Annotated in this window: 14 protein-coding genes; 7 read left to right on the top strand and 7 right to left on the bottom strand. The window is 44.9% G+C overall.

The genetic code is table 11. The features are described from left to right. The first annotated feature begins 55 nt into the window (after positions 1-55). The 3 genes from ABXT70_RS08215 (at position 56) to ABXT70_RS08205 (ending at position 3,424) form a co-directional block, all read left to right on the top strand. Complete coding sequence (locus tag ABXT70_RS08215) at positions 56-550, top strand: GNAT family N-acetyltransferase (RefSeq protein ID WP_443640008.1); 495 nt, start codon at positions 56-58, stop codon at positions 548-550. Between the two features lie 108 nt (positions 551-658). Beyond that, positions 659-1,918, top strand: coding sequence for a valine--pyruvate transaminase (locus tag ABXT70_RS08210; protein WP_443640007.1), 1,260 nt, complete (start codon positions 659-661; stop codon positions 1,916-1,918). Positions 1,919-2,062: 144 nt separating this feature from the next. Beyond that, positions 2,063-3,424 (top strand): MFS transporter, encoded by a 1,362-nt coding sequence (locus ABXT70_RS08205; protein ID WP_443640006.1) that lies wholly within the window; start codon positions 2,063-2,065, stop codon positions 3,422-3,424. 13 nt (positions 3,425-3,437) lie between these two features. On the opposite strand, the gene ABXT70_RS08200 is transcribed toward ABXT70_RS08205, so the two are convergent. Genes ABXT70_RS08200 through ABXT70_RS08185 form a run of 4 tightly spaced genes read right to left on the bottom strand, consistent with a single transcriptional unit; the run spans position 3,438 to position 8,316 of the window. Continuing rightward, positions 3,438-5,264: an ABC transporter ATP-binding protein gene (locus ABXT70_RS08200; RefSeq protein ID WP_443640005.1), complete on the bottom strand. Its 1,827-nt coding sequence runs from the start codon at positions 5,262-5,264 to the stop codon at positions 3,438-3,440. A 49-nt stretch (positions 5,265-5,313) separates the two neighbouring features. Then, complete coding sequence (locus ABXT70_RS08195) at positions 5,314-5,655, bottom strand: 4a-hydroxytetrahydrobiopterin dehydratase (protein ID WP_443640004.1); 342 nt, start codon at positions 5,653-5,655, stop codon at positions 5,314-5,316. Positions 5,656-5,704: 49 nt separating this feature from the next. Beyond that, positions 5,705-7,429 carry a SulP family inorganic anion transporter gene (locus ABXT70_RS08190; protein ID WP_443640003.1) on the bottom strand — a complete coding sequence of 575 codons (1,725 nt, stop codon included), beginning with the start codon at positions 7,427-7,429 and terminating at the stop codon, positions 5,705-5,707. A gap of 5 nt (positions 7,430-7,434) precedes the next feature. Further along, positions 7,435-8,316, bottom strand: coding sequence for an MBL fold metallo-hydrolase (locus ABXT70_RS08185; protein WP_443640002.1), 882 nt, complete (start codon positions 8,314-8,316; stop codon positions 7,435-7,437). 280 nt (positions 8,317-8,596) lie between these two features. On the opposite strand from ABXT70_RS08185, the gene ABXT70_RS08180 reads away from it, so the two are divergent. Continuing rightward, a complete protein-coding gene (locus ABXT70_RS08180) occupies positions 8,597-9,529 on the top strand; it encodes a flavin reductase (RefSeq protein WP_443640001.1) in 933 nt (310 codons plus the stop codon). Positions 9,530-9,545: 16 nt separating this feature from the next. Here the strand turns inward: ABXT70_RS08180 and ABXT70_RS08175 are convergent, their stop codons facing one another. The 3 genes from ABXT70_RS08175 to ABXT70_RS08165 all read right to left on the bottom strand — a co-directional run bounded on the left by ABXT70_RS08175 (position 9,546) and on the right by ABXT70_RS08165 (position 13,677). Next, positions 9,546-10,391, bottom strand: a complete 846-nt coding sequence (locus tag ABXT70_RS08175; RefSeq protein ID WP_443640000.1) for a crotonase/enoyl-CoA hydratase family protein — start codon at positions 10,389-10,391, stop codon at positions 9,546-9,548. A gap of 10 nt (positions 10,392-10,401) precedes the next feature. After that, complete coding sequence (locus tag ABXT70_RS08170) at positions 10,402-12,444, bottom strand: FAD-dependent oxidoreductase (protein ID WP_443639999.1); 2,043 nt, start codon at positions 12,442-12,444, stop codon at positions 10,402-10,404. Positions 12,445-12,531: 87 nt separating this feature from the next. Continuing rightward, positions 12,532-13,677: a GNAT family N-acetyltransferase gene (locus ABXT70_RS08165; protein ID WP_443639998.1), complete on the bottom strand. Its 1,146-nt coding sequence runs from the start codon at positions 13,675-13,677 to the stop codon at positions 12,532-12,534. A gap of 275 nt (positions 13,678-13,952) precedes the next feature. On the opposite strand from ABXT70_RS08165, the gene ABXT70_RS08160 reads away from it, so the two are divergent. Genes ABXT70_RS08160 through ABXT70_RS08150 form a run of 3 tightly spaced genes read left to right on the top strand, consistent with a single transcriptional unit; the run spans position 13,953 to position 17,753 of the window. Beyond that, positions 13,953-14,867: a dihydrodipicolinate synthase family protein gene (locus ABXT70_RS08160; RefSeq protein WP_443639997.1), complete on the top strand. Its 915-nt coding sequence runs from the start codon at positions 13,953-13,955 to the stop codon at positions 14,865-14,867. A 4-nt stretch (positions 14,868-14,871) separates the two neighbouring features. Then, the gene (locus tag ABXT70_RS08155; protein WP_443639996.1) at positions 14,872-16,398 is read left to right on the top strand and encodes an aldehyde dehydrogenase; all 1,527 of its coding nucleotides are present in this window, start codon (positions 14,872-14,874) and stop codon (positions 16,396-16,398) included. Further along, a complete protein-coding gene (locus tag ABXT70_RS08150) occupies positions 16,398-17,753 on the top strand; it encodes an NAD(P)/FAD-dependent oxidoreductase (protein WP_443639995.1) in 1,356 nt (451 codons plus the stop codon). The genes ABXT70_RS08155 and ABXT70_RS08150 overlap by 1 nt, the downstream gene beginning before the upstream one ends. Positions 17,754-17,756 lie beyond the last annotated feature (3 nt).

Genomic DNA, 17,756 nt, shown 5'->3' with positions numbered 1-17,756 from the left:
ATCGTTATTCTATTTAGTTATAATAAAGCTAATGCCACCACCTTGGAAAGAACCTATGTTAGATAAAAAAGCTGTTTCAATTACCCTGGTTGATTACCAAGACCCTCAACAAATGGCCTTATTAATGCAACAACTTGGTGCCTATGCCATGGATGATATGGGTGGTGGTGAGGATTTGCCAGAAGAGGTTAAGCAACGCTTATTAACGGACTTACCGCAACAACAGCAGAATTTTAGTTTTTTAGCTTGGGTAGGGGACGAATGCGCAGGTATGACTAACTGCCTTTGGGGTTATTCCACCTTTGCAGCCATGCCATTGGTTAATATCCATGACCTAGGAGTGCAGAAGGAATATAGGGGCATGGGCATTAGTACAGCTTTATTACAAGCAGTAGAGAATTACGCCCACACCAGAAATGCCTGCAAAGTGACGCTGGAAGTGCTTGGTAATAATGACATTGCTAAGGCTTCGTATAACAAGTTTGGGTTTAAAGTCTATGAGCTTGCTGAGGGAGCAGGTAAAGCAGAGTTTTGGCAAAAATACCTGTAGTATGCCCGTGATGATGAAGCATCAAGTATAATTTGGTGGCTTTACCGATGTAATGAAGACATGAGATCCGTGGCTTTGTTTGAACCTCATTTTACCTGGAAATGAACTTTGAAATTATCTTCTTTTGGTCAAAAATTTAGTGGTGATGCTGGCATTACTGTATTAATGGATGATATTACTAACGCACTCTCAAGCGGGCGTGACATGATTATGATGGGAGGCGGGAATCCTGCTAATATCCCAGAAATAGAAGCCATTATGCAGCAACGTCTACAAAAACTTGCGAATGATCCTGTTGCCGTTAGGCAGCTTCTTGGTAGTTATGACCCTGCTCAAGGTAATGCGGCATTAATTGATGCCTTAGCCAAGCTATTTAGCAAGAAGCTTGGTTGGCCCGTTACGCGCCATAATATAGCCCTCACTAATGGCAGCCAGTCTGCATTTTTTATGTTATTCAACATGCTAGCAGGTGAGTTTGAAGATGGCAGTACGAAACAAATTCAGTTGCCTATGGCGCCAGAGTACATTGGCTATGCAGACGCTGGCATTGGTAGCAGTTTATTTACTGCTGCTCATCCTCATATTGAGGAATTAGAGCAACGTCAGTTCAAATATCGGGTAAAATTTGATGATTTACACGTAGGGCCAAATACTGGCGCAATATGTGTGTCTAGGCCCACTAATCCCACAGGTAATGTTATTACCGATGATGAAGTAGAGCAGTTAGATGCCTTGGCGAAAACCAATAAGGTGCCATTAATAATCGATGGTGCTTACGGTATTCCCTTTCCAGGCTTAATTTACACACCGGCCACTCCTTTTTGGAATGACAACACTATTGTATGTTTGAGCTTATCTAAATTTGGCTTGCCAGGTGCTCGCACGGGAATTGTCGTGGCTAATGAAGAAACAATTCAGACCATTGCAGATATTAATGCCATTATTAATTTAGCCAGTGGTAGCTTTGGTGCAGCGCTGACCACAGACTTGATTGCTTCGGGTGAGATAATTGATTTAAGCCAAAAGGTAGTGCGTCCTGCTTATGAAGCGCAATTGGCGTTTGCGCAAAACACCTTGCATGAAGTAATGGACCCTGCAATCCCATATGCCATGCACAAACCAGAAGGTGCTATGTTCCTTTGGCTGTGGTTTAAAGACATGCCTATCACCAGCCAAGAGCTGTATGAGCGGTTAAAAGCGCAGGGTGTGGTTGTGGTTTCTGGGCATAATTTCTTTGTGGGCATTACCGATGATTGGCAACACCAACACGAATGTATTCGTATCAATTATGCCGCTCAAACCCCAGAGCGGATTGCTAAAGGTTTGCGGGTTATTGCTCAACAAGTTCGCAAGGCTTACCTAGGTTAATATTTTAACAAGTACGGGGTTCCACATGCTTGGATAAATATTTTTCATATTTTTACTTAATCGTGCTTTTTGCTCTATTCAAGACCTAAAAAAAGCAGTATTGTGGCGCCATAAAGGTAAGCACTTATGGTGGAGATACGCACCATGTTGCAAGAAATAAAAGCCAGTTGGGCCCTGCTACTGGGCATCGGTTTTATCATGCTAGGCAATGGCCTGCAGGGTACGCTACTGGGTGTACGTGCTAGCTTAGAAGGGTTCGACGTATTTACCACTGGTGTGGTGATGTCGTTTTATTTTTCGGGTATGCTGGTAGGTAGTATTCTCACACCCAAATTGGTGTCTAGGGTAGGACACATAAGAGTCTTTGCCGCCTTAGCCTCAACGGCTTCCATCGCCATTCTGTTGCACAGTATTTACATCAACCCATACACATGGAGTTTGATGCGTTTTGTCACTGGCATCTGTTTTTCTGGTTTGTTTGTAGTCTCGGAAAGCTGGTTAAATGACAGAGCCAGTAACGAAAATCGTGGTGCCATATTGTCTGTCTATATGGTAGTAATCACTTTAGGTATGGGCAGTGGCCAGTTTTTGCTGAACGTGGCAGACCCAGCCAGCACCGAACTGTTTATTCTTATCTCCGTCATCATCTCGTTTGCATTAGTACCTATACTGCTTACAGCTCGGCCTGCGCCGGCTTTTGATCAGGGTGTAAGTATGTCTATTTTCGCCTTGTATAAAGTCTCGCCCTTGGCAGTAATAAGTAACGCCTTAACAGGCGCAGCTCACGGTACAGCATTTAGCCTGGGCGCTGTGTACGGTTTGCAAAAAGGTTTTGACAATAGTTTACTGGCGTTGTTTATGGCCTCTTTCTTATGGGGTGGTTTCTTATTGCAATGGCCTATTGGAAGGTTGTCTGACAAGTATGGTCGTCGTGGTGTAATGCTCATTACTTCCTTGGTTGCGGTGATTTTATGTTCATTGGCATCCGCATGGGATACCACTAGTAGTAGCTATATTCCACTCATTGTTGTTTTAGGTGGCTCGGTTATGCCCATGTATTCCTTGTGTATTGCCTACGCCAGCGATCGATTGTCTCCAGAGCAAATTGTCTCTGCCAGTGGCGCCATGTTTATGGCTGGCGGCATCGGTTTGAGTATTGGTCCGATTTTGGTGGCTTTTGCTATGTCCAGCTTTGGCCCAGATGTTTATTTTATTGGTATAGCAATAGCTTTTGTAGCAATTTCCTTAGCGGTATTAAACAGCATGCGCTACCGTGAGGTTACCCCAGAAGACGTGGAAGAGCAGTCGCCAATGTTAGCTGCTGGTGTGATTGGTACGCCTATTGCCGCTTTTGCAGCGCCAGATGCGCAAGACTATGCTGTGGCATTAGAAGAAGACGAGTTAGAGCAGTTGGACGACAGCGACGAATGGTCCCAAGCACCTATGGCTGGACCAGAAACCGCCATTCCAGACACCGACGAAGCATCAGAAGAAGATCATTATTGATTGAGAAATGGTTTTAATCCAAACCAATAAATCCACCTGTTTGGTGCTGCCAGAGTTTGGCATAAATGCCACCATGGGCCAGCAAGTCTTGATGGCTGCCTTGTTCGATGATATTACCGTTGTCGATGATAATTAAGCGATCCATTGCCGCGATGGTGGATAAACGATGGGCAATAGCAATGACGGTTTTTCCATCCATAAGGCGGTTTAAGCTGGTTTGAATGGCGGCTTCTACTTCTGAGTCTAAGGCCGAAGTGGCTTCGTCTAATACCAATATAGGCGCATTCTTGAGTAACACACGGGCAATGGCGATTCTCTGACGTTGTCCGCCAGAAAGCTTCACGCCCCTTTCTCCAACTTGCGCCATGTAACCACGGTTGCCTTTTGGATCTTCTAAATCATCGATAAACAGATTGGCTTCAGCTTGTTTGCAGGCTTGCAGCAACTCTGCATCGGTCGCGTCTGGTTTGCCGTAAACGATATTTTCACGCACGGAACGATGCAACAGGGAGGTATCTTGTGTCACCATACCGATAGCTGCTCGTAAGCTGTCTTGAGTGACTTGGCTAATATCCTGGCCATCGATTAAAATTTCGCCACTTTCTAAATCGTGGAAGCGTAGTAGTAAATTTACTAAAGTGGACTTGCCAGCGCCAGAACGCCCAACAATACCCACTTTCTCTCCTGCTTTTATATGCAAACTTAGGTTATCAATAACACCATGGCTTTTACCATAGTGGAAACAAATATCCTGAAATTCGATGTGACCATGGGTGACAACTAAGGGAACCTCGGCATGATCGAGCACCGTTTGGGGCTGGGAAATGGTATTCATGGCATCAACTACAGTGCCCAAACTTTCATAAAAATCGTGTACTTCCCACATCAGCCAATCGGAAAACCCTTGTAACCGAATAGCCAGAGCCAAACTTACAGCAATCATGCCTAAACTGGCGCTGTGGTTGAGCCATAAATAGATATCTACGGCCGCAGTAGCAAAAATAAGTAGGCTATTTAAGCTGGTGACGACGACATCCATCCAGGTGCTTAGCCCCATCATTTGGAACACGTTGACTAAAAAGGTATTCATGGACGACTTAGCGTAATCCGTTTCTTTTTGCGTATGGGCAAACAGTTTTACGGTGCTAATGTTGGTATAGCTATCTACTACTCTTCCGGTCATTACGGCACGTTTGTTGGCTTGATCTTCGGCGATACGGCCGAGTCGCGGCAAAAAGTAAACCATTGATCCAGTAAACAGCACTAACCATATCGCAATAGGAGCGGCCATCCGTAGATCTGTATTAGACAAGAGTACGAGCATTGAAAATATGCCCACAACCACGTAGGCAAAGGTATCACACAACTTACCTACCACTTGCCTTACGGCAATAGACCCTTGCATGACTTTGGCAGCAATACGGCCGGCAAAATCATCTTGGTAAAAATCTAAGCTTTGTTGTAATAAATACCGGTGGGCTAACCAGCGCACACGCATGGTTAAGTTTGGCAACAGGGTTTGCATACGAATAAGGTTGTTGAGTAAGCCTATGAGCGGCACCACTACCACCACCAATATCCCCATTCGCCAAAGGGTGCTGGCTTGATCGGTTAGAAACGTAGCTCTATCTTGTACGCTAAGCCAATCTACAAGTTGTCCCATAAAACCAAACACAATTACTTCTATGGCAGCGAACGCGCCAGCAGTGACAGCGAGCAAAAACATATAGCGTTTCATGCCGTGGCAATAGTGTAAGCAAAAGCGCCACACCCCCTTGGGGGGTTGTTGTGGTTGTTCTGGGGGGTAAGGATCAACTAAGTTTTCAAAAAACTTTAACATAATGGCAAGGCATCCGATGCTATCTTCTGTTTTACGGGTAAGTTACTAATTAACTTGTGGTTAATAGTGTGTCTGTTTTAGCCGCCATAATGAAATCGTTACGATGTAAACCACTGATAGTGTGAGTCCACCAAGTGACAGTAACTTTGCCCCATTCTGTTAAAATAGCAGGATGGTGAAACTCTGCTTCGGCCAGGTCTCCCAATAGATTAGTGAACTCTAAAGCTAATTTAAAATTTTTGAATTTGTATTGGCGCTGAAGCTGCTTGACACCGTCCACAAGAATGGGAGCCCAGCCTGGAACTTCCCCCATTAAGGTCGCTAACTCTTTATCCGTAACCGTTGGAGCATCAGCGCGACAGGCTTCACATTTTAATTCGCTAAAATCCATACCATTTCTCACTGTTATTTAAAACAAAGTAACCCAGGCTGGACCTTCCCTATGGTGCCTTGGTTAAATCCTGCCAAGCTTGGTGCTGGCTTAGGTATATTGTACCGGTTAATTGCTCAGCAAAGTTAACCCTTTTTAGTCGATCCAGCACCGGCCCTTTAACTTCTGACAAGTGCATTTGAATCCCTTTGTCTTGTAACCGTTGATTGAATTCCAATAGGCTTTTTACGGCACTGGAATCAATATGGTTAATCCCAGAAGCCATTAGTATCAAATGTTCTACACCGGGGCTCTGAGCTAGTAACGCATTGAACTGGTTGTCTAGATAACGTACGTTACCAAAAAACAAACTTTCATCAATACGCAGGGTAATGACCTGTTCAAATTGTGCCACATTGTGGCGGGTGATATTACGAAAGTGTTCGCTACCAGAAATTGGACCCACAATGGCTGTATGAGGGCGACTTGTGCGCCATAACATAAGCGATATAGTGGCTACTACGCCTGCCATAACACCCGCTTCTACACCCACACATAGCACCATACCAATAGTGATCATCATGGCGGCAAAGTCGTGTTTGCTATACTTCCATGTGAATTTTATTTCGTGAGGTTCAATTAAGGTGAGTACGGCCACAAATATGGTTGCTCCAAGTACGGCCTTAGGCAATAAAGCCAAGTAGGGCGTAAGGTAAAGGCTCGCTAGAGCAATACCTACGGCAGTAAATACGCCTGCCATAGGGGTTTGTGCGCCAGCATCAAAGTTCACCACAGAGCGCGAAAAGCCACCTGTTACGGCAAAACCCCCGGAGGCCGCAGAGGCTATATTAGCCGCACCTAAGCCCAATAGCTCATGATTTGGCTCGATCTGTTGACGGCGTTTATTGGCCAAGGTTTGAGCTACAGAAATAGATTCAACATAACCAATCAGGCTAATCATAATAGCTGGAGGCATCAGAGTAGAGGCTAATAACCAGCTTAATTCAGGCCATGCCAAACTAGGTAGCCCTGATGGAATATGGCCTACTACTTTAACGCCTTGTTGATCTAAACCGAGGTTTGAGACCAATAAGATAGCAATGACTACTGCGCTGACAGGCGCCATTTTACTGAGCGTTGATGCTGCAGTTGCGCTCATAAAACAGCATAACAAGTGAGTTAAGGGAGTGCGAGCCCACCACAAAAATACAATACTTACGACACCAACGACAGCAGTAAGAAGGTGTGTATCGCTACCGTATTGCAACAGTCCATGGGCTAATTCGGGTAAGTTATGACCGCTTAAAGGGATACCTAAAATGTGCTTCAACTGGCCCAGGGCAATAAGAATGCCAGCGGCGGTAATAAAGCCTATGACTACAGGGCGACCTAATAAATTAGCAATAAAACCTAACTTCAATAAGCCCATTATTAACATGAGCATGCCCGATAACAAGGCTAGGGTCATAGATAAGGTTAATACGTCTAAACCACTAGTAATATGGGCTAAACCCACGGCATTAGCAGATAACAGGGAAATAACGGCTACTGGGCCAACGGCTAACGTGCGGCTAGAACCAAACAGAGCATAGGCTAAAAGTGGCAGTATGCTGGCATAGAGGCCTGTGGCTGGAGGCAATCCTGCCAGCATGGCATAGGCCAAACTCTGGGGGATGAGCATTATAGTTACAATCAAAGCGGCCATCGCATCGGCTTGCAAGGCGCTGGTGTTGTAGATTTTAAGCCATTTTAATGCGGGTAGTTTTGTCAGTGGACTGCAGAGTATTTTGATCACTGTAATTAAGCGACAATTTGGTTAATAGGAATTTTAATATAAGCGGTACCATTGTCTTCTACAGGTGGCATATGGCCTGCTCGCATATTAACTTGCACCGAAGGTAACAGTAAACGCGGCGTGCTTAATTGTGCATCTCTTGCCGTGCGCATGTCGATAAACTCTTCTTTGGTCTTGCCTGCCAAATGAATATTACTGGCTTTTGATTCTGCTACGGTGCTTTCCCAAAGGTACTCTCGGCCACCTGGAGCATAGTCATGGCACATAAACAGACGGGTCTCATCTGGCAGACTTAAAATTTGTTCCATAGATTCGTACAAGGCTGTGGCATCACCACCTGGAAAGTCACATCGCGCTGTGCCGTAATCAGGCATGAATAAGGTATCTCCTACAAAACATGCGCCGCCCACTACAAAACTCATACAAGCTGGCGTGTGGCCTGGTGTGTGAAGTGCTGTCATAGATAAATTGCCAATCTTTAGTTCTTCGTTAGGCGTTATTAAATGGTTGAACTGACTGCCATCGCGAGGAAAACTATCTTCAGCATTAAATAAGGTGCCAAAATTATCTTGAACCTGAGTAATTTTCTCACCAATGGCAATTTTGCCACCCAATTGTTGCTGAATGTAAGGTGCAGCGGACAGGTGGTCTGCGTGTACGTGGGTTTCTAACAACCAAACTAGGGTTAGGCCTCTTGCTTTAATACTTGTAATTACTTTGTCTGCAGAGTCTGTGCGGGTAGTGCCCGTGTTGGCATCGTAATCTAATACGGTGTCAATCACGGCACATTGATTAGTGTCTGGGTCTGCCACGATGTAAGTTACTGTGAATGTTGCTTCGTCAAAAAAGGCGGTAATCGCAGGTTTAGTCTGTGTAGCTTGAGTCATGGAGTCTCCAAGTTGGGGCGAATTAATTAGCTTAATCCCATTGTATGAGGGTTTATTAGCAAATGCAAATATAGTTATAACCTTATGCTTTAATTTTATAAGATGATTTGTTTTCATCAGGGGTTTACAATGTTTGGAATTTTTATTAACATGTTAATTAAATATTATTAGAATTAATTTTAGCTATTCTTTATCTGTTTCTTATATAATAATTCTCTATGTATGCTGGGTTAAAGCTTATAATAGAACCCATTCTTGACTGCCAATTTGGAACCCCTTAATGTCCACAGAAGCTTTTAGCAACCGTGAATTCCGCGACGCCTTGTCATCATTTGCCACTGGTGTGACCGTAGTAACTTGTTTAGACGCAAGTGGAGATCCTGTAGGTGCCACCGCCAGCAGTTTTAACTCTGTGTCTATGGATCCTCCGCTAATATTGTGGAGCATTACCAAAGCTGCCTACAGTTCAGATGCGTTTATTAATGCCAAGCATTTTGTAGTTAATGTATTGAGTGCTGAGCAGGTTGATATCTCCAACAAATTTGCCCGCAGTGGTATTGACAAGTTTGCTGATATAGCTGTAGAGCACGGCATTGGTGGTGTGCCTATGTTACCAGGCAGCATAACCAGTTTTGAATGTGAAGCTTGGGCTACCTACGATGGCGGTGACCATGAAATAATTGTTGGCCAAGTGAAGGGCTTACGCGGTAAAGCGGGCTCTGGGCTAGTATTTTACCGTGGTGCATATGCGACAGCGGAAGCGATTCCAACCTTGTCTCCCGTTGAGACCAATGATGTCAGCCACTTTATTGACAACTACTTGTTATATTACATGACGCGGGCCACTCACCAGATGGGTGAAGAATTTCATCAATTAGTGGCTGATGATGGTTTAACTACCAAAGAGTGGCGAGTATTGGCGTGTTTGTATAATGAAAACAGCATGAGTTTAGCCGACCTAGCTAAGCGCACTATGGTGGACCAAGCTACCTTGTTAGAACTATCCATGGATTTGCAAAAACAAAATATGGCCCGTGTTCAACAGTTGGATGTTGGTACCAAAATTACTGGCACAGGGGCTGGTCAGAAGCGGGTTGAGCATTTAATTGAAGATTGCCAAAAAGCAGAGAGCAATGCTTTGGACGGGCTAGATAGTAATGCAGCAGAGACCTTAAAGACAATGTTACATCGCATTATAAAAAATACTGATTAACTATGTTTGAACTATTTTAGCTCTTGATAAAGGCGGAGTTTGTCGGTAGTAGGTCACCATACTCTGGGTTGCGTTTTTGGTCTTTGCTTGTCATTGCTTCCATCATATCTACTTCCGGCTGTAACATACCCGCTTGCCATGTAGCCTGATATTTGAGGGCATTTGCAATGTCGTGGTCGCGGCCATAATTCATTATTTCTTTGCATCCATGAACCGCTAGAGGTGAATGATTGGCTATGGTTTGTGCAAGTTCCATAACTACTTTTAGCATAGTTTCTGCATCACCAAAAACTTGATTAACTAAGCCGCTTGTTAGGGCTTCTTGGCTCATCATTCTGCGGCCCGTATAAGCTAATTCTTTCGCTAAGCCTGGTGCTATGAGCCGAGGTAAACGTTGTAGGGTACCCAAATCTGCTGCCATGCCTAAACGAATCTCTTCGATGCTGACAAAAGCATCTTCACTCATATAACGGCAATCACAAGCACATACTAAGTCTAACGCGCCCCCGATGGCACCCCCCTGAATTGCAGCTAATACAGGTATGCGCATATTTTCTACACTGCTAATAATAGCTTGCAGCTGCAATACTAGTTGGCGCATGTGTTCATTGCGACGGGCAGGGTCTTTAGGCCGTTTAATGGCACCACTGGTAAATACGGATAAATCCATACCTGCACAAAAATGCTTTCCTTCACCACTAATGACCAATACCCTAGCTTGAGCACCTTCATCTATGGCGTTAATGGCGTGGGGGAATTCCCGCCAAAATTCTAAGCTCATAGTGTTGTATTTTTGTGGTCGATTGAAACGTAAATGGGCCACATGGTTGTTGATGGTTAGGTCAAATGTACTGTATCCCATATTCAGTGCCCTATAATTTAATGGCTAGTAACGTACCTTGACGAATAGCACGCTTAGCATCTAACTGATTAGCTTTATCGGCACCTCCGATCAAATGGTATGCGCGTTCTAAACCGTCACACAAACGTTGATCTGGATCTTGGCCTGCACATACAATGATATGGTCTACATCTAAAATCTGGCGTTCTCCAGCAATAGTCAAATGTAGGCCTTGGTCATCGATGGCTTGGTACTCACAACCGGCTATCATATGCACTTGTTTTTGCTGTAATCCAGTACGATGTACCCAGCCGGTAGTTTTTCCTAAACCAGCGCCCACTTTGCTGGTTTTACGTTGTAACAGGTGAATTTTGCGCGGAGAAGCTTCTATATTTTGTGGCATCTCAGCAACCCCGCCACGAGCTTGCATGGTCATATCAATACCCCATTGGGACATAAATTGGGCTATATTTTTGCTCGGTTCACTGTTGCCATGGGTCAAAAATTCAGCCACGTCAAAACCAATACCACCTGCGCCAATAATGGCGACTTTTTTGCCTACTTCTGCGCCCTTAATAACGTCTAAGTAGTTAATCACTTTAGCATGGTCATGGCCTGGTAGATCAAGATCACGTGGGCTAACCCCTGTAGCCAAAACTAATTCGTCCACTTGCATTTGGTTTAACTGCTGAGTAGTTAAACGTGTATTAAGTTTCACATCAACATTCAGCTCTTTTAGCCTTACACTAAAATAGCGTAGGGTTTCGAAAAATTCTTCTTTGCCAGGAATACGTTTAGCAATATTAAACTGGCCACCAATTTCACTACCAGCATCATATAAAGTGACATTGTGACCACGCTCTGCTGCAGTTATGGCGCAGGCTAAACCAGCGGGGCCTGCACCCACAATGGTGATGGTCTTTTTAGCTTCTGTTGGTTCAATAATAATGAGAGTTTCTTCACAAGCTCTTGGATTTACTAGACAGCTGCTTAGTTTGCCATTAAAAATGTGGTCTAGGCAGGCTTGGTTACAGCCAATACAGGTGTTGATACGTTCAGCTTGCCCTGCGGCAGCTTTGTTGACGAATTCTGGGTCAGCTAAGAAAGGGCGGGCCATGGATATCAGGTCTGCATCTCCATTAGCTAAAACCCTTTCGGCTATTTCTGGTGTATTAATACGGTTAGATGTTATGACAGGAATGGTTAGATGCTTGCGTACCCTATGTGTAACCCACGTAAAGGCCGCACGGGGCACTTTGGTGGCAATGGTAGGTATGCGGGCCTCATGCCAGCCAATGCCAGTATTAATTATAGTTGCACCCGCTTGCTCAATGGCTTTGCCTAGCTGCACCACTTCGTCTAAATTGCTGCCTTCTGGTACTAGGTCTAACATGGAAAGGCGGTAGATGATGATGAACTTTTCACCTACGGCGGCACGTACACGTTTAACTACCTCAATGGCAAGACGAGTACGATTGTCATAACTACCACCCCACTCATCATCACGTTGGTTGGTTCGGGTAACAATAAACTGATTTAAAAAATAGCCCTCACTTCCCATAACTTCTACGCCATCATAACCAGCATTTTGAGCCAATTTGGCACTGTTAGCGAAGTCTTCAATCTGTTGCTCGATTTCTTCACTAGTTATAGCTCTAGGAGTAAAAGAGTTAATAGGCGCTTTAATGGCAGATGGTGCAATGGCATCTGGTGTGTAAGCATAACGCCCAGTATGCAAGATTTGCATACAAATTTTACTCCCAGCATTGTGCACTGCTTGGGTTATTAATTGATGTTGAGCTACTTTATCTGGGTTATCCAACGCGGCAGCACCTGCAAAGGTTAGGCCTTGTTGGTTTGGTGAGATGCCACCTGTAACGATAAGGCCAACCCCACCGCGGGCACGTTCAGCAAAATATTCGGCTAAGCGCTCAAAACCATTTTTTGCCTCTTCCAGGCCGGTGTGCATAGAGCCCATGATGGCTCGATTTTTTAATGTAGTAAAGCCTAGGTCCAGTGGTGCTAATAAATGAGGATAGGCTGCAGAGGGCCCAGAAGGCTTGGTAAAAGTCATAATTGAAACGCTTGTTTGATCACGAGGGTGACAGGTTAGGGCTTGCTGCCCAAAGGGTCAAGTTATAAGGGGTTCATGACTAAAAGGTCAACCATGCTCTTCGGTTTTATAAGGCAGGGCTGTTTTTGCCCATCCCATGTATGCCTCTATTTGCTGGGCTTCTGCTTCACAGTATTGTTTGATGGCATCATTAAACCCGGATTCTGCCAAATAGTGGTAAGAACGGGTGTGTTGCGGTAAAAATCCACGAGCAAGTTTATGTTCACCTTGGGCGCCTGCGTCGAAGTGAGAAATACCATTGGCGATACAATAATCAATGCCTTGGTAATAGCAGGTCTCAAAGTGAAGAAAATCCACCTCTTCCAAACAGCCCCAGTAACGTCCATAAAGTGTTTGATCATCGACAAAAAATAATGCGTAGGCCAAAGGCGTTTGATCTTTTGACGCGGTCACCAGTAACAGGTTGTCTGGCATTTGAGTGAGTAACTCAGAGAAGAATTTATAGGTTAAGTAACCCTGCCGGCTGCGTTTTAGATAAGTGCTCTGATAGCAGGCATAAAACTCTTTTAAGGCTTGTGGGCTAATGCTGCTACCTTGTTGCCAGGTAAAATTTATACCTTGTTCAGCAATCACTCGGCGTTCTTTATTAATAGATTTGCGTTTACGTGAGGTTAGACGAGCGGTAAAGTCTGCGAATTGACTGTAATTTTGATTGTACCAATGGTACTGGCAGCCAGTACGCTGGTGCCATAATTGCTGTTGAGCAGGCTGCCAATCGGGCTTTTGAGCAAACAACCAATGCCAGCTACTTAACTTTAGTTGGGCACATAAGTGGGGCAATTGCTGCGTTAAAAAAGTCAGAGCCTTGGATAAATCAGCACCTTTGACTAGTAATATACGTGGGCCAGCACACGGGGTAAAAGGTACTGCACTAATAAGTTTTGGGTAATACTCTAAGCCATAGCGTTGATAAGCGTTAGCCCACTCAAAATCGAATACATACTCCCCCCACGAATGGGTTTTAACATAACTAGGTATGAGAGCTAGGGGCTCGCCATCGTTAGTGATTTCAAGGTGCAAAGGCTGCCAACCGCTGTCACCACCCACGCTGCCACTGTATTCTAAAGCGGCGTGAAACGCGTATTGACTAAATGGATCTGCCGATATAGAAAGGTATTTTTGCCAATGGCTTTGGCCTAGTTCAAGGGTACTTTGGTGAACGTGAAGTTGCATGAATTTTGTACAAGGGTAGCTAAAGCGAGAAAATGGATGATGCTAGTAGCAGCATACAATAATAATGCCAATAACAATATGCAATACACTGTCAGATTAGATGTAAGTGCACAATTAACCTTGGTAAATGCACATTGGTGCTGAAGATTTAAACCTGTAGTGCCTCCATGGGCCCTATATAACGTTATGTAATGTATGGGTTGGCTAATAAGTTGTTTGACCCAGCTGCTTGGCAGGTTCTAAACTAGCAACACTTTAGACAATGCGAGATTACTATGCAATTCAAGGGTATTTACGTCCCCGTCATTACTCCCTTTAATGACGATTTTTCGATTAATGAAGCAGGCTTTGCTGCAATTGTAGATGGAGCCATCGCCGCTGGCGTACAGGGCATTATTGTCGGTGGCACCACGGGCGAATATTACGCCATGGACAAAGCTGAGCGAGTGCGAATGTTTGCCCTAGCTAAAGAAGCCATAGGCGGCCGCGTGCCATTAATTGCTGGTGTGGGGGCGTTACGCACAGAAGATGCCATTTATTTTGCTCAAGAGGCCGATAAGGCTGGTGTAGATTGCCTGTTATTGGGCACTCCTTATTACGCCATTCCTACCTCAGAAGAATTAGCACGCCACTGCTTAGCAGTAGAACGAGCCACCAACCTGCCTATTATGTTGTATAACTTTCCAGACCGAACTGGTGTGTCACTGGACGAAGCGTGTTTAGAACGTTTGAGCATGCGGCCTAATTTTTGTGCTATTAAGGAAAGTAGTGGTGATATTAATAGGGTACATTTATTGGCTCGTCGTTTTCCTCATATTCAACTCAGTTGTGGTATGGATGATCAAGCGTTGGAATTTTTTGCTTGGGGGGCTCAGAGTTGGGTGGCAGGCGCTGCTAACTTCTTGCCAAAAGAACACCACGCGCTCTACCATGCCTGTGTGGTGGAGCAAGATTTTGTTAAAGGCCGTAAGATCATGACGGCGTTATTACCGCTTATGCAAACCCTTGAACAGGGTGGTAAGTTTGTTCAGTGCATCAAATACGGTTGCCAGTTAGAGGGCATTGTTACAGGCCCTGTACGTAAACCTTTGCGAGACATGAATAATGAGCTTAAACGCGAGTTTGAAGTCATCGTGCGCACTGTTAAAACCACCATTGCGCAAATTTGTAACCATTCCACTGAGGCATAACATCATGTTAACGCAAACAGAATACCTTGCCATCGCGGCGCAGATAGATTTCCCTAGTAATGCTTGGATAAATGGCAGTTATACACCAGCCATAAGCGGCGAAACCTTTAGTACCTTAAACCCCGCAACAGGGCAGGAAATAGGCCAAATTAGTGCCTGCGATAGGGCCGATGTAGACGTTGCTGTCGACAAAGCACGGCAGGCATTTGAAGCCGGTGTGTGGAGTAAAAAACACCCCTCTGAACGTAAAAAAGTGATGATTAAATTCATTAAGCTCATCAAACGTAATGAGCAAGAATTGGCGGTGATGGAAGCCCTTGAAAGCGGCAAGCCTATTAAAGACTGTGTGGCCATTGATGTGCCTGAAACCATCGATTGTATTCAATGGCATGCAGAAGCTATCGACAAAATATATGACCAAATATCCCCTTCTGGGGATACTTCTTTGGGTTTAATACAGCGCGAACCTATTGGTGTTGTGGCTTGTGTGTTGCCGTGGAACTTTCCTATGTTAATGGCCGCTTGGAAATTAGGCCCAGCGTTGGCAGCTGGTAACAGCGTCATACTTAAACCCGCCGAACAAACCAGCATGACATGTTTACGTTTAGCGCAACTGGCCCATGAAGCTGGAGTACCAGCTGGGGTGATTAACGTATTACCGGGTTTAGGGGAAACCTGTGGTAAAAGTTTAGGTTTACATCAAGACATTGATGCAGTGTCGTTTACTGGCTCTACGGAAGTGGGGCGGCTGTTTTTACAGTATTCAGCACAGAGTAATTTAAAACGTGTGGTGTTGGAATGCGGCGGTAAAAACCCTTGTATCGTGTTAGATGATGCAGAACGTTTAGACGAAGTGGCAGAACACGTTGTTAATGCAGTATTTTGGAATATGGGCGAAAACTGCTCATCTAATTCACGGCTTATTGTACACAGTGCCATCAAACAACAATTGATGGGAAAAGTGCTAGAAAAAACCCGCGACTGGATCACTGGAGATCCAATGGATCCACGTAATGCACTAGGTGCCATGATCAGCCAAGAACACTTTAGTAAGGTGATGGCATATATTAAAGGAGCGCAAGAACAGGGTGCTGAGTTAATACTCGGTGGCAGTGCCATCAAGTTAGAGGGGGAGTTGGCGCAGGGTTTGTTTATTGAGCCTACTATTTTTGACCAAGTGACCCCCAACATGACCATCGCCCTAGAAGAAGTGTTTGGGCCGGTGTTAGCGGTGATGACTGTTAACTCCGCGGCAGAAGCAGTGGCCCTAGCTAATGATACCTGTTATGGCTTACATGCCTCCCTATTCACTAGTAATGGCCGCCGTGCTCATAATGTAGCCCGCGCTATTAAAGCTGGCACAGTGAGTGTTAATTGCTATAGCGAAGGGGATATGAGCACTCCTTTTGGGGGTTACAAGCAGTCTGGCTTTGGTGGCCGAGACAACTCACTGTTAGCCCATGACCAGTACACAGAGACCAAAACTATTTGGCTAGATTTATCCACTGAGTCAGAGGCGGAACTAGATTAATGGCAGTCGTTAAAATTCTGCCAAATTATGAAAATGACTGTGGGTGGTATAAAAACCTCCCCACAAGGGTGCCTAATGCAAGCCTACAGGGAAATATAGAGGCAGACATATTGGTTGTTGGTGGAGGTTTTACCGGTCTTGCTGCAGCTCGTCGTTTGGCAGAACTAGCACCGGAAAAGCATATTGTATTATTGGACGCCTTAGCTATTGGCATGGCCTCGTCTGGCCGCAACTCGGGCTTTATGATTGATTTGCCCCATTCCCTTAATAGCCATGCTTACACTGCTAATGAGACTAGGGATCGGAATATGATTACCTTTAACCGCTCGGGTATTGCCTATGCCAAGACGATGGTTGAGCAACATAACATATCATGTGACTGGAGCGAGACCGGAAAGATACATGGCGCTACTTCTGCTACTGGTGGCAAAAGTCTATTAGCTTACGGTAAAGGTTTGGTTAACTTAAGTGAACCATTTAGTCTTTTGTCAAAACAACAAATGCAAGAAATTACTGGCTTAGACTACTATCACAGTGGTGTGTTTACCCCAGGTACGGTGATGATTCAGCCGGCAGCCTTCGTACAGGGTTGTGCAGAGCATTTGCCCGCTAACGTAAGTGTGTACGAAAACACCCCTGTAACTGAGTACCTTTGGGGTAGCAGCGGGGGCAAAAACGGGCGTAAGGTCGCCGCAAATTGCCATCTATTAACCACAGCTAATGGTCAAGTTACGGCACCTCAAGTACTTTTATGTAATAACGGTTTTGCGCAAAGCTTTGGTCAACAAAAAGGTCGTTTAGTACATGTATGTACTTATGGCAGCATGACTTCTCCTATGGATGAGGATCAACAAAGACGCCTAGGCGGTCACACTAATTGGGGGTTAATTCCGTCACATCCTGCTGGAGCAACCCTTCGCCGAACTGTAGATCAGCGGTTACTCATTCGCAGTGTGGTTACCTGTAGTCCACGTCTAAAATACCAACAAGCTCAGCTGAAGGGCATAAAGGCTCAACATCAAATCAGTTTTAAGCGCCGCTTTCACATGTTGCCAGAGTTAGAATTTGAACATACATGGGGTGGCTTATTGTGTATGTCGAATAATGAAGCCAGTTATTTTGGCCAGTGTCATCCGAACGTCTTTGCGGCCGTGTGCCAAAATGGCTTAGGTATAGCGCGGGGTACCGCCGCAGGTAAATTATTAGCAGAATTAGCACTAGGTCAAGACAGTGAATTGCTGCAACAACAGCTAGGTCAAGATGGACCAAGCTGGCTACCACCGCAACCTTTCACTAACTTGGGCGTGAGCGCTACCATCGCTATGCGTGAGATGAGGGCAGGCCGGGAGGCCTGACCT

This window comes from Candidatus Njordibacter sp. Uisw_039, assembly GCF_047730075.1.
In the GTDB taxonomy this organism is placed as follows: Bacteria; Pseudomonadota; Gammaproteobacteria; order Pseudomonadales; family Balneatricaceae; genus Njordibacter.
This window is presented reverse-complemented; position numbering and strand designations above follow the sequence as displayed.

Coding starts and splice junctions, on each gene's coding strand:
- ABXT70_RS08205 (WP_443640006.1), top strand. CDS start 2,063: ATGTTGCAAGAAATAAAAGCCAGTTGGGCCCTGCTACTGGGCATCGGT.
- ABXT70_RS08215 (WP_443640008.1), top strand. CDS start 56: ATGTTAGATAAAAAAGCTGTTTCAATTACCCTGGTTGATTACCAAGAC.
- ABXT70_RS08200 (WP_443640005.1), bottom strand. CDS start 5,264: ATGTTAAAGTTTTTTGAAAACTTAGTTGATCCTTACCCCCCAGAACAA.
- ABXT70_RS08185 (WP_443640002.1), bottom strand. CDS start 8,316: ATGACTCAAGCTACACAGACTAAACCTGCGATTACCGCCTTTTTTGAC.
- ABXT70_RS08165 (WP_443639998.1), bottom strand. CDS start 13,677: ATGCAACTTCACGTTCACCAAAGTACCCTTGAACTAGGCCAAAGCCAT.
- ABXT70_RS08195 (WP_443640004.1), bottom strand. CDS start 5,655: ATGGATTTTAGCGAATTAAAATGTGAAGCCTGTCGCGCTGATGCTCCA.
- ABXT70_RS08175 (WP_443640000.1), bottom strand. CDS start 10,391: ATGGGATACAGTACATTTGACCTAACCATCAACAACCATGTGGCCCAT.
- ABXT70_RS08180 (WP_443640001.1), top strand. CDS start 8,597: ATGTCCACAGAAGCTTTTAGCAACCGTGAATTCCGCGACGCCTTGTCA.
- ABXT70_RS08170 (WP_443639999.1), bottom strand. CDS start 12,444: ATGACTTTTACCAAGCCTTCTGGGCCCTCTGCAGCCTATCCTCATTTA.
- ABXT70_RS08150 (WP_443639995.1), top strand. CDS start 16,398: ATGGCAGTCGTTAAAATTCTGCCAAATTATGAAAATGACTGTGGGTGG.
- ABXT70_RS08155 (WP_443639996.1), top strand. CDS start 14,872: ATGTTAACGCAAACAGAATACCTTGCCATCGCGGCGCAGATAGATTTC.
- ABXT70_RS08160 (WP_443639997.1), top strand. CDS start 13,953: ATGCAATTCAAGGGTATTTACGTCCCCGTCATTACTCCCTTTAATGAC.